10 protein-coding genes and 1 pseudogene are annotated in these 12007 nt (G+C 65.2%); 7 read left to right on the forward strand and 4 right to left on the reverse strand.

The window, feature by feature from the left end; translation table 11 throughout:
• The first annotated feature begins 500 nt into the window (after positions 1-500).
• The 4 genes and pseudogenes from CQY20_RS31700 (at position 501) to CQY20_RS31710 (ending at position 4247) form a co-directional block, all read left to right on the forward strand.
• Positions 501-1079, forward strand: coding sequence for a hypothetical protein (locus CQY20_RS31700; protein WP_097944985.1), 579 nt, complete (start codon positions 501-503; stop codon positions 1077-1079).
• Positions 1076-1720, forward strand: a complete 645-nt coding sequence (locus CQY20_RS31705) for an RES family NAD+ phosphorylase (RefSeq protein ID WP_097944987.1) — start codon at positions 1076-1078, stop codon at positions 1718-1720. Before CQY20_RS31700 ends, CQY20_RS31705 begins: the two co-directional genes overlap by 4 nt.
• Before the next feature lie 532 nt (positions 1721-2252).
• Positions 2253-2564: pseudogene (locus CQY20_RS36310) on the forward strand (ATP-binding protein); the annotation flags it as partial.
• A 285-nt stretch (positions 2565-2849) separates the two neighbouring features.
• Positions 2850-4247, forward strand: coding sequence for a hypothetical protein (locus CQY20_RS31710; RefSeq protein WP_234816506.1), 1398 nt, complete (start codon positions 2850-2852; stop codon positions 4245-4247).
• Positions 4248-4350: 103 nt separating this feature from the next.
• Here CQY20_RS31710 and CQY20_RS31715 read toward each other — a convergent pair whose 3' ends face one another.
• Both CQY20_RS31715 and CQY20_RS31720 read right to left on the reverse strand, forming a co-directional pair.
• Positions 4351-4947: a hypothetical protein gene (locus tag CQY20_RS31715; RefSeq protein WP_097944991.1), complete on the reverse strand. Its 597-nt coding sequence runs from the start codon at positions 4945-4947 to the stop codon at positions 4351-4353.
• The gene (locus tag CQY20_RS31720) at positions 4947-6332 is read right to left on the reverse strand and encodes an AAA family ATPase (RefSeq protein ID WP_097944999.1); all 1386 of its coding nucleotides are present in this window, start codon (positions 6330-6332) and stop codon (positions 4947-4949) included. Before CQY20_RS31720 ends, CQY20_RS31715 begins: the two co-directional genes overlap by 1 nt.
• 225 nt (positions 6333-6557) lie before the next feature.
• Here CQY20_RS31720 and CQY20_RS31725 point away from each other — a divergent pair, with 225 nt between their 5' ends.
• The gene (locus CQY20_RS31725) at positions 6558-7406 is read left to right on the forward strand and encodes a hypothetical protein (protein WP_234816507.1); all 849 of its coding nucleotides are present in this window, start codon (positions 6558-6560) and stop codon (positions 7404-7406) included.
• 242 nt (positions 7407-7648) lie between these two features.
• Here the strand turns inward: CQY20_RS31725 and CQY20_RS35045 are convergent, their stop codons facing one another.
• Complete coding sequence (locus tag CQY20_RS35045; RefSeq protein WP_163701063.1) at positions 7649-7813, reverse strand: hypothetical protein; 165 nt, start codon at positions 7811-7813, stop codon at positions 7649-7651.
• 753 nt (positions 7814-8566) lie between these two features.
• Between CQY20_RS35045 and CQY20_RS31730 the strand changes: the two genes are divergently transcribed.
• Positions 8567-9322: a hypothetical protein gene (locus CQY20_RS31730; protein WP_097944993.1), complete on the forward strand. Its 756-nt coding sequence runs from the start codon at positions 8567-8569 to the stop codon at positions 9320-9322.
• A gap of 24 nt (positions 9323-9346) precedes the next feature.
• A complete protein-coding gene (locus CQY20_RS31735) occupies positions 9347-9964 on the forward strand; it encodes an HAD domain-containing protein (protein ID WP_097944995.1) in 618 nt (205 codons plus the stop codon).
• 17 nt (positions 9965-9981) lie between these two features.
• Here CQY20_RS31735 and CQY20_RS31740 read toward each other — a convergent pair whose 3' ends face one another.
• The gene (locus CQY20_RS31740; protein WP_133119185.1) at positions 9982-11790 is read right to left on the reverse strand and encodes a helix-turn-helix domain-containing protein; all 1809 of its coding nucleotides are present in this window, start codon (positions 11788-11790) and stop codon (positions 9982-9984) included.
• Between the last annotated feature and the right edge of the window lie 217 nt (positions 11791-12007).

Below are 12007 nucleotides of genomic sequence, written 5' to 3' on the forward strand. Positions count from 1 at the left end.
ACGGCAACTCCAGCCTTCCCCGGGCGGGGCCACTTCGAACCGCCCAGCCGGGGCCAATTCGAGTTGACATAGCCATCGATAACCAGTCGTGCCCCCGTTATGCGCGACTGCGTGAGCTCACACCGATGTTTCGACGCCCACCCGATCACGTGTGGGCGGAGTACTTCCGTCGCATTTGTGAGCAGTCGCCAGCGATCGAATGGTTCGGCGCGGGCTTCGCGAGGTGCGAACCCGACGATGTCACGGGAGCATGCGACCGGCTACGGGCTGCTACCGCCGCAGCAGATGCAGCCTTCATCGCCCATTTGAGAATGATCTCCGCCGAGAAGGCATCGGACATCGTTGGCGTCGAGCAGCAGAGCGAGGCGTCATATCCGGTCGACGGCCCGTTCCTGCTTCCATGCGGCCCGCCACAGCACATCTACTGACAGCGCGATGGCCCACGCGGCCTAACGCAGCTACTATGATGTTAGACCGCGTTAGGAAGGGTGGGTGTCGAAATGACCAGCGAACTCGACCGGCTGCTCAAGGACCGATTCGACCTGTCCCGCGACGACTTCGTCGCCGCACTCAAAACGCTACCCGCGGTCCGACCGTGGGCCGCTGCCCTATCCGAAGCCGAATCCCGCCTCCTCGACGACGCCGACTTCCGCGAAGACCCCCGGGCATACCTGGCCGCCGGCACCGACATCGCCGGCCACCTCGGACGCCTGACGATCTCCGCGTTCACCGCCGAAGAGGTGGCCGCCGGCCTGAGCATCAGCGCCTCACGCGTACGCCAGAAGCGCCTGGCCCGCGAACTGTGGGCGATCGCCGACGGGCAAACCTGGCTGTTCCCGATCTCCCAGTTCGAACGAGACGCCAACGGCGGCCCCGTGCGCCAGATCCGCGGCCTCGACCAAGTGATCAAAGCACTCGCACCAGACCTGCATCCGGTCGCCGTCGACGGGTTCCTGCACACCCCCCAGCCCGACCTGTTCGTCGACAAGGCCGTCTCACCGCTCGAATGGCTACGGGGCGGCGGCGACGTCGCCCAAGCCGTCACCGCAGCCACGACCGCCGACTGGTACGGCCGGTGAGCGCACGACTGCCCAATCCACCCACCGCAGCGCAATTACGCGCTACAGGAATCCGCGACGACGAATACCGCATCGTGCGAACCGACACGACGTGGTGGCGCGTGCACCGCACCGCCGGCGCCCACGTGCTGGCGTGGAACGCATTGCGCCATTACGGGCCACTCCTGCGATTTGACCCGCACCCACCCCCCGCACGGGAACACCGCGACCACGGAGTCTGGTACGGCGCATCCACCCCTTTGGCCGCCCTCGCTGAAGCATTCCAAACCGACCGCACCATCGACCGGTTCCGCGGCCGCCCCTATCTGACCGGACTGCGCTTCACACGCGAACTGCACCTACTCGACCTGGCCACCGGCAGCACCGGCACCTGGGCCACCCGCGCCGGCGGCACATACGCCCTATCCACCGGTCCTCACTCCATCACCCAGCGCTGGGCCCGCCGCATCACCGAAGCCTTCCCAGGCCTCGACGGCCTGCACTACAACAGCCGCTTCGCCGGCGCACCCTGCACCGTCCTGTTCACGCCCGCAGCAACCGCCATGCCACACCGGCCGACACTGTCCCTGCCGCTGGCCCACCCCGGCCTCGCACTCCGCATCGCAGGCGCATCACGGTCCCTCGGATATTTGGTCATCTAACACTTGAGAAACCTCCGGCAAGAACGGCAGCCCGACGGCGGCCCAGGTTCCTGCAGGAGGCTTGCGCGGTGCAGGGCCATTCGCGGCTAGTGGGGGGAGTAGCCGTCGATCTGAGTTCCGTTGGCGTCATTGCGGATTACGAGCGTTGCGCCTGGGGCGGGGACGATGCCGGTGATGTCGGTGGCGGCTGGCCGCGGCAGCGTCACGAGTTCCTGGCAGTCGCGGTCGAGGACGGCCAGCGATTGCTGCGGGGGTCAGTTCGGTGCCGCGGTCGATGACACGGATGATCGGGTCGTACGGCCAGGCGGTGGCGTTGCTTTCGCTGCCGCTGGGGCTGGGTGAGGGCTGAGGGCTGAGGCAGCAACGTTGAGTGCCATCCGGGTTGTGCAGTGTCACCGTTGTGCTGCCGTCGCCGTCGCCGCGCGACGTGCTGACGAGGAGGTCACCGCGCGCTCCGCGTGACGGCGCTTCAGTTCGACGTCATGAAGGGGGGCTGTGCCCGATTGTCGCCCGGCGCCCATACAGTCATCTCATGTCCGAGCTCGTACTCCAGGCAAGCGATGATCTCGTCGCGCGACTCGCCCATGAGGGCGATGCGGTGCGCGCTGTCGTCGAGTTGATCTGGAACGGCATCGACGCCGAGGCCAACACCGTCACGGTTGTGCTGGAACGCGACGTGAGTGAGGCGATCTCGGTCGTTCGTGTCGTCGACGACGGCCACGGCATCAGTTCCGACGAGGTTGAGGCCACCTTTGGCCGCATCGGTGGTTCGTGGAAGCAACACAGCCAGAAGACGAAGAACGGACTTCGGCAGCTGCACGGAAAACTCGGCGAGGGTCGGCTGCGTGCCTTCGCTCTGGGCTCGGCGGTGACCTGGACGAGCACCAGCGACAACACGGCCGGTGAGCGCCAGGAAGTCACGATCAGTGGGAACCGTCGGACCCGTGATCGCTTCCGTTGGGATGTCATCCCGTCAAGCGCATCCCCGACTGGGACCACCGTGATCGCGACGAACGAGGAGCAGAGGTCCCTCGGCGCCCTCGAGGCAGACGGCGTCCTGTCGACGCTTCGGTCACACTTCGCCCCAATCTTGCTGAACGACACGAGCTTGTCGATCACGTACGACGCGATGACCCTCGATCCCGCGCAGGAGATTGAGAACGACACCTCGATCACGATTTCCTTCGGCGACGCCGGCGAACACGCGGCCAGCGTCCGTGTCATCGAGTGGCGCTCGGGAACGCACCGGGCGATCTACTTCGGACCTGACGGTGTTCATTTCCCGTTCGAGGAGTCAGGAAGCCAACTCGAGCGCCAATTCAGTTACTCCGCATACGTGAGCTGGGACGGCCTCGGCCCAGACCAGCTTGCCCTTCTCGGTCTCGGCGACATGGCACCCGATCCCGTCGGCCAACTCTGGAAGTCGGCTCGTACGGCCATCCACGATCACTTTGCCTCGCGGCGACGCCAGCAACGCCGCGAGCAGATCGATCAGTGGAAAGAGTCCGGCATCTACCCCTATCAGGGGGAGCCAACCAACGAGCCCGAGAAGGCGGAGCGAGCGGTCTTCGACGTGGTGTCAGGAACCCTGGTGTCACATATCTCAAGGACCAAGAAGGATGCCCGGCTGACACTGGCGCTGCTGCGGGACGCGATCCGTCATGACCCCGACAAATTGACCACCATCCTGCATGAGGTGGTGTCGCTGAGCGAAGCTGATCGAGACACATTGACGCGGCTGCTGAGCGAGACGACGTTGTCAGCGATCATTCGGTCGGCAAACCTCGTGGCAAGTCGGCACAAGTTCCTCGCTGGCCTTGAACACTTGCTCTTCGATCCAACCGACGCCGCCACGGTCGGTGAACGAGATCACCTCCACAAAATTCTCGAGCACGAATTGTGGGTGTTCGGCGAGGCGTACCACCTGATGAACAGCGAGCGCGGCCTGACCCAGCTCGCCCGGACACATCTGAAGCTCGAGGGTCTCCCGACAAACGACGTGGCTGCGGTCAGGCGCTGGGACGGTAGCAGCGGGCGGGTCGATCTCCATTTGGCCGCGCAATACAAGGAGCACGACCACATCCGGCACCTTGTGGTTGAGCTGAAGGCCCCCGACATCACGCTGTCACAGACGGAACTCAACCAGGTCGAGGGCTACGTCAACACCGTGCGGACCAACGCGGCGTTCGCATCAGAGAAGTCGTCGTGGGACTTCATCCTTGTAGCCACAGACTTTGACGAATTGGTCGATGACCGGATCCAGGCGGAGTATCGCGACACCGGCCAATTTTTGGCACCCGGCGCCAAAGCTGGCCGACCCCGGGTGCGCGCCTTCGTTCGACGGTGGCGTGACGTAATCGACGAGAACAAGCGACGCCTCGAGTTCATGACGACAGCACTTGAACACGACCCATCGATTACCGAAGGGCTGGAATACGTTCGCCAGGAGTACAAAGACCTGTTGCCGCCTTCGCTCACCAACCCAGCTGACGATCACGCCGAAACTCCGGCAGCTGCGCCAAGATAGTCGTAGGGAGGCTGGGATGTATGCCTCGCGATGCGCGCGTCGTCCCCGTCACGTTGGCACGCACGTACTTTTCGCCGAAGTAACGGAACGGGTGACGCACGCGCTACCCGACATCAGGTGGCGGCATCGGCGCGTAGCCGAGCGTGTCAGCGCAGGAGGCGCACAGTGTCTTGAGCAGGTAGTTGGTCTCATGCAGCGAGCCGCGTTCGCCACAGCGTTCGCAGGTGATGGCGGAGGCGTGCTCGGCCTCGCTGGTGACGTCGCGGAACGTCTCCCACACTGCCGGACTCGGGTCGCCGCTGGGCGCACAGTAATAGCGCAGCGTGCCGAACTTCTCTTTGACTTGGTGCACGACGTAGTCGGGGTCGATCGCGGCGAGGCGCTCATCGCAGGCGACCACGATCGGGTACCAGCCGGCGTCGTGGCTGATCCAACGGCCCCACCCGTCGGGGATTCTGCACAGAATCCGTTCCAGGACTGCGGCATACGGTCCGGCGTCGGGCGGGACGTGCACAGCGTTGATCAGCGTGTCCCGGTCGATGTCGCAGGACAAGAGCCGGTTGAGCGCGCCCTCCATATCTTCCCGTGTTGCGGTGCCGTCGCGCAGGCTGGCTGACATCTCGCGGATGTCGGATACCGCGGCCCGCCAGCTGGCCTTCTGCGCGTCGGTGAGCTCGGGGAAGTCGTTGCGGTCGCCCATCAGAGGTACATGCCTTCCGGAACGGCGGCTCGGTAGCGTCCGCTGCCCACTTCGGCCAGCATCGTCGCGGTGCTGACGTGTCCGTCGTCGCTGGCCAGGACGGCGCGGCGGACGACTTCGCGGATGTCGCTGCCGCTGGTGTGCTCGGGCAGCGTGGCGACGATCGCCGCGGTGTCGACGGCCTGACCGCCGGGCAGACCGCCGATCAGTGCGGCCAGGATGCGGGCAGCATCGGCGCGGTTGGGGTAGCCAACCTCGACGATGGAGTCGAAGCGTCCTGTGCGGATGGCCGCCTTGTCCAAGGTGGCGGCGTCGTTGGTGGAGGCCAATGTCAGGATGCGGGCGTCAGGCTGGATATCCATGGCCTGCAACAGTTCCGAGAGCCCCCCGCTGCCGGTGTTGCGGTCCCGGCACCAAAGATCGACGTCTTCCAAAATGAGCAGGACGGGGCCGCCGAGGCGTTGGGCCTCTTCGACGACGGCGGTCAGCAGTTGAGCACCGGCTTTGGCTTCGACGTAGATGACGGTGAAATCCCCGACGATCTCGCCCGCGATAACGGCGCTGACCGCCGACTTGCCGGTGCCGGGCGGGCCGCACAGCAGCACACCGCGGCGGGCGCCGAGGCCGTGGATGTTGAGCAGGTCGTGGCGGTCGCGCACGGCGGTCACACCGAGGTCGACCTCGGCCCACACCCTGTCGGGCACGATCACCTTGTCGCGGGTCACCGTCGCGGGCAGGTCGATCACCGTCAAGCTCAACCCATGGGTGTAGGTGGCGCGCACCGCCCGGCCCCGATACGGGTTGAGCGCGTTGGCACGGTCGGCGAGCCGGTCCAACACGACACGGGCACTGTCCTGGGCCCCTGGTGTCACGTAGGCGCTCACTTCGGGCGAGCGCATGATGGACTCGCGGACCTCGATGCCGATGACGCATCCAGTGTCCTCTAGCAGCGTCCCGGCCGGAAAGTACGCCCGCAGACACAACGGGTGGCGATAGCGTTGGCCACCGATCTCGGTTTGCGTCCACGTCGGGGGATGGGTGTGCTCGCCCGGACCGATCTCGCAGCCGTGCTGGTGTTGGTCGATCCACTCCGCCAGTGCCACTGCCGTGGTCAATCGCGACACCGGACTGAGTGGGCGTTCCTCATCGAGCAGCTGCCCGCAATCGGCGACGCCCAGGCAGCGGGCGGTGAACCGGTCAGCGTCTTCGGAGCGGTCGCGCTCGGCGACGCCGGTCAGCAGCTCGCCGAGTGCGCGCAGAGCGGGACGGACGCCGCCCTCCAGTCCATCGAGCCACACATTGACGTCGGTGATGGGTTGGCGGTGTGCCTGCGCGCCGCTGGCGAGTGCGGCGGTCGCGTCGAGTTGTTCGTCGGTCAGGGTCATCGCTTCGTGGTTGTTCGGGGACAGGGCAGCCGACCAGAATCGCATGCCGACGGCAGGTGGTCAACTGGGTTTCGCGACTGATGCTGGTTCACCCACGCGCCCAACGACATCCGCGGTCTTCTTCTCTGCACCCCCGGGGAGGCAGGTTGGTGGGACCGTTAGCCGGGGCTGGGCCTCCGAAATTCACGCGACATGACCGGCGGCCCCATGCCACCCTCGAACACCGTGGACCAGGAACCGGAGCTCGAGATGACCGACTCCGCGGAGATCTCTGGTGCGGTCGAATACCGACAACGCATCGAGCGTGCCCGCAGTGGGGCGCGTTCACGCTACCGCGAGCACTTGGCAGCGGTGTTCGACCAGCACGGCGTTGCAGAGCCCGGTGAGCTGGCCGATGCGACACTGGATGCGCTCACCGTATGGCGCTACATCGACAGCGGCGAGCTCTGCATCTGTTCCTGCCATCCTCGTCTGCCGGAAAGCGATCTGCACGACTATGGATTCGACTGCGTGTGCACGCGCACACCCGAGGCCCGTCGCCGCGCATTCAACCAGTGGCGCAACAGCATTGCGGAGTTCTGGCGATCACCCGAGGGACAACGGATCACCGCCGCCGAGCAGGCCGCCGACGCCGAGCTTGCGGGCTGGCTCGCGCAACAGCAGGGGGCCAGCGTGCACAGCCACGGCGGCCTGGCACCCGAACAGTGGCGCGGCGACGTCGACGGCCACAGCTTCTACTTCCGCGGACGCCACGACGAGTGGCACATCGAACTCGATTTGCGGCCCACCGGCCGCTTCGTGCGGGCTATGGCCGGCACCGACCACGACGACACTGTCCACTACCAAGTACACGAGTCGGTCGAAGGCGACGTCATCGCCTCCGGCACTACCGACACCGAGGGTTACGGCACGACACCCGTCGAGCGGGCACAGTTCATCGTGGACACGATCCGCATCCATTTGGTCCGCCGGGCGTGCACGCATCACCGCGACCATCTGGCCTCGATCGAGGCCATCCTCGGCACGGGGGCCCACTGGTGCCCAACTTGCGGGACCCGCCTGCCCGCACGGTAACCACTCAGCGTCCACGGTTGACGCCGCGGATCGGGTGATGTGCTCGGCGTCGTGCCGATCCAAACAACCTGGGCAACAGTTGGATACACGCCCACGACGATGACCCATCTGCGGTGGCCCGGTCGCCAGGATTGATCGACGCGTGCGGCGCGGGTCGCTTGACGGGTCGCCGCAACACGGGAAATGAAAGCGTGTTCCCGCCGCCGGAGAAACGCCTGCGAACGCGGTAAGCGTGGTTGAGACTAACCCTTGGGTGGCTCGAATCCTTCGGCTGCATACAGGTCCTGCTCATACCGCGAAATCGGCATCGGCCGGTCGGTGCGCGACGCATGAAGCCGCAGTTGAGTCGCCTGCGCCGCGGACAGTTTGACCGGCGACAAATCCAATTCGTCACCCGTGAGGGGCATTCGCCGTCTTGACCGGAATGTCCTGGCGAATAACGGGATTCGGCCCACCTTCTCCTTGCTCCCGCTCGTCTTCTGGGTCGCATCGACGGTTCTGCGCACCGGCGACTGATCGTGGGGACGCGACGCAAATTCGGTCGCAATGGGACAAGAACCGCTGATAACCTGTGTGCGCTCGAAACGTGGAAGAGGTGTCGCATGAAACGTCGGTCTGTGACAGACGAAGCTATCTGGGCCGCTGGCGCACGCTCCACCAAAGCATCGGCCAAACTCGAGAATCGCGAAGTACCGCCCGGACACGTGCGTTCCGCAGCTGTGGAGCAGTACATCGCCACACGAGAGCATCGCGGCGCCGAAACTAGCGCCAAGCCAGCCAATCTCAGATAGCACCCCCCTACTTCGCCGTCGCCGAGCCGCCTCTCAAGCTGATCTTGCCGGAGAAGCCCGACAAGGACGCTGAGATCATCGCCGACGGCACGGCCACGCGCTACGAAACGCCGCCTGTCGTGCGGCACAGTTCATCGTCGATGCAATCCGAATCCATCTCGCCCGCCGGGAATATTCGCGCCACCGCGACGACCTACCCAAGCCCTACTCGGCACTCGGGACGCTGGTGCCAGCCTGCGGATCCCGCCGGGCTGCGCGCTAAGCACGATGGATACAGGTGATGTCAGCGCGTCGGGCGTTGACGGCTGCGGTGTCGCATCGGGTGTCTATCGTGCTGACTAGGATTTCGTACCAGCGAAGGGAGCGCCAATGGTCGACGGCGGGGGCCCAGCGGTTGGCGGGCACGCCGGAATAGCGGAGAACGCCGCTCTTCACGCCTACAGCCGCATTCAATCGGTCAACGATGCCGAGCGTCGCAGCTTCGAGCCGTCCCGGCTGATCGAGCGTCTGGTCCTTCAGATTCTGGGCGGATGGTCGAACGTGATCGCCGAGACGAACCTCGCACGATTCAACGCAATTGGACCGGATTCCGAGTGGGTCCAGGAGAACAAGCTCGTGAAGGCCGTCCGCGAGCTTGCCGAGGACTCGCGAGTGCGGTGGCCACACGACAACTTCGCAACCGCCGCTGACCATGCCGGAAACGTCAGGCATCAACTCGCCCACATGTTGTTCATCAAGGAGATTGCCGGTGACAGCCCCACACAGGTCTTGCGGTTCGTCCGCCTCGGCGAACCCGGCCAACCGCGAACCGTCAAGGGCGTCCCCACCGAGTTGACATGGCGTGACGAGCAATGGTCACAGCAGACGATCCATCAAGCCGAACTCACCGAGGGCGAGCTGCGGCTAGCGCTCGCCGAGATCGAATGGATGTGGGAATCCGTCCGGGCGCTGTCACGGCTGCGCGATATGCTCGCCGGCAGCACCGACCTTCCCGACAGCCATCCGGTTACGTTGTATCCCTGGGGCGGGTGGTGGATTCCGTGGGCACCCGAAGACTGGCTCAACGGCAACCACACTCCGACCGTCGGCGATATCCGGCTACCGGCCCCGTCCGAATCTCCGTAACACCAAACTGCCGGCGGCACTGGGATGGTCAACACTTCGCGGCCACTGGTCGCCTTGGACATCGACGGCGTACTCAATCCTGACCCGGTGGAGCCATGCCACCCGGCGTTGGTGGCCCGACTGCCCGGATACGTCGAACACGAGATCACCATGCCCGCAAGTGATCGTCATCTGCCCTATCTGCGCGGCCACGGCGTCGACAACATCACGGGCCGTGTGTTGGTCAACGACGCACACGCCCAATGGATCCGATCCCTACTCGGCCACGGCGTGGAAGTCAGTTGGGCAACCACCTGGGAGCACTACGCCAATGAGGTATTCGGTCCGCTGCTGGGCCTTCCGGAACTGCCGTTGGCTATCGAGTTTCACGCCGACGTGGAGAACGGCCACTACCATCCGCGCATGTTCGGGTTCGGTGCCGCCGAGTGGAAAGGCGAAGCACTCTGGCACAGACACCAGGGGCGACCACTCGTCTGGATCGATGACCGCGCGTCGCCCCTCGCGCGAATCGACGTGCACGGCAACCCCGTCGACCGTGGCGCGCCGACACTGTCGATCCGATGCGCGGGCGAGGTCGGACTCACACGCGACGAGATGCAGCGCGTCGATGACTGGCTGACACGACTGCGTAACAATCGGTGAGTTCCCGGCGACGGCTCCTACCGCACGGCCCTACGCTGGCAGGCTCGAATCGTTGCCACCACTCGTGCGCCGTGGGCGGTGAGTTTCATCGGTCGTCCGCGCTCGGCACGGTTGAGGAGTGTGGCGCCGAGTTCGCGTTCTATGCGGTTGATTTGGTTGACCAGGGTGAATTGGTGCACGCCGAGTTTCTCCGCGGCGATCGTGAGTGTGGGGTGGCGTGTCGCCGCTGCGAATCTTTCGAGTCGTTCCCATCCGCCGATGCCGGCCAGTGCGGGCCGGAGAAGTTCGGGCGCTTCCGCTGCCACGTCTTCCGCGGCGAGGTTGGCGCTGTGGCTGGGCCCACCCCTTCCGCGCATCGGGATCGCGTGCGTCTTGGCCCAGCGAGCCATGTTGGCGGTGCTCATGCCGGCCTCGTCGGCGATGTCGGGAAGTGCGCGCCGTTTGGTCACGTACTGCTCATAGAGCCAGTCCCGGTCAATAGCCGTTCTTGCCCGTCGCTGGGGTTTGCGCAGCGATAGGTCGTAATCGCGAGCGAGGCGAGCGATTATTTGCCGACTGACGCCGGCGGTGGCGGCGATCTCGCGTAGCGACATCTGCTGTTGGTGATACAGATCGGCGAGCCGGGCCCGCGGAAGGGCTGCTTTGGCGGTGCAGTAGGCACGATTGTGGACCTGGGTCGCCTGGCCTTCTGAGAGGGGATAGCGGCGGGGCGCGGGATGGAGTTCCAGCAGATATCGCACAGTGTCGAGGCTGGTGCCCAAGCGAATTGCGGTCGCTCCGAGCGTATTTCCCGCGACGGTTGTCAAGCTGTGCATGTCGGTGACGTCCACAGCGTCGGGATTGGGTCCGGGAAGGTCGAGCCCGTCCAGCAGATCAGTTGGGGGGTACCACATCGCTGGTTCGCTGTCGATGCCCTGATTGGCCAGGAACTCGCGCGTGTGGGCATCGAGGGCGCGGCCCAGTTCGGGTGTTAGGTGTTGAGGGAAGTCGGCGACTTTAGTACGAAAGGCGTTGTCGTCGACGGCGAATGGGCTCGCACTTGCGGGTAGTCCGGTGAGTCTCTCGAACAGGAAGCACCGAGCGATCTTGGCTCGGATTGCTCGTGGGCCTGGGGTTGCGGTGTCGCGGCAGATCCGCGCCCAGACCTTGTCCGGAAGCAGCATGGTGTAGTCGAGTGCGCGGCGGCGTTCGTAGTCGATCGGCACGTCGTGCTCGGCCAGATAGCCGGCCATTCGAATTAGCGCGGCGCGAATGCTAGGCCATTGCTCACGTTGTTCGAGCAGTTGCAGCACGCGGGACACTGCGTGCCCTTCGACGGGGCTTTCGATCAGGTCAGCCGCCTCGTCGAGGTTGAGTCTGCTGTTGACGATCAACAATGCCGCCGATAGCACTGGGCGAAGTTGGCGTTGGTGGCAGTTCGGTATCGACAGGGGCAGCGACCATGCCGGCCACAACATTGATGGCAACCGCCGGGCCAGCGCCGTGGTGTGTGTCGTGCCAGGTGCAGGATGGGTGGGCAATGGTGTGCCGATGCGGTAGCGCAGTTGATCACTGGGCTTGCGCAACGGCGCCACGGCGGTGAGCTGAACGGCGCTGAGCACGGGCGAGGTGTTCTTGCCCCAACCCATGTTTGTCGCATGGACGGCCAGTCCGCGTTCTCGTGACGAAGTCACAAGCCAGCGCAGCGCGTCGCCGGCAGACGCGATGTCGGGGCTATCCATCGCCAGCAGAGCGGCCACCACTCCGACGGCGGCAGTCGCCGCTCGCGCAGGTGCCGCCAGTCCCGGCTTCGCATCGGTGCGGGCAGGCCCAGACCAGAGGTTCAACGGTTGGTCGGCATCCCGAAATGCAGACAGCAAGTGAGCTGGAATGACGGCCTCGAGTTCCGCCGGGCTCGCGTAGGCCAGTACTCGGCCGGCGACTGCGCGGATATCGGAAAGGACGTTGATCCGCGGCTGCGGACTGCTGAACCACCCCGGGTTTGATGCACACCGGTTTATGGGTGTGCAGCCTCTGAGTGGGCCGCGTTTGTAGCGTAGTGGA

Source organism: Mycolicibacterium agri (assembly GCF_002553505.1).
GTDB lineage: Bacteria > Actinomycetota > Actinomycetes > Mycobacteriales > Mycobacteriaceae > Mycobacterium > Mycobacterium agri.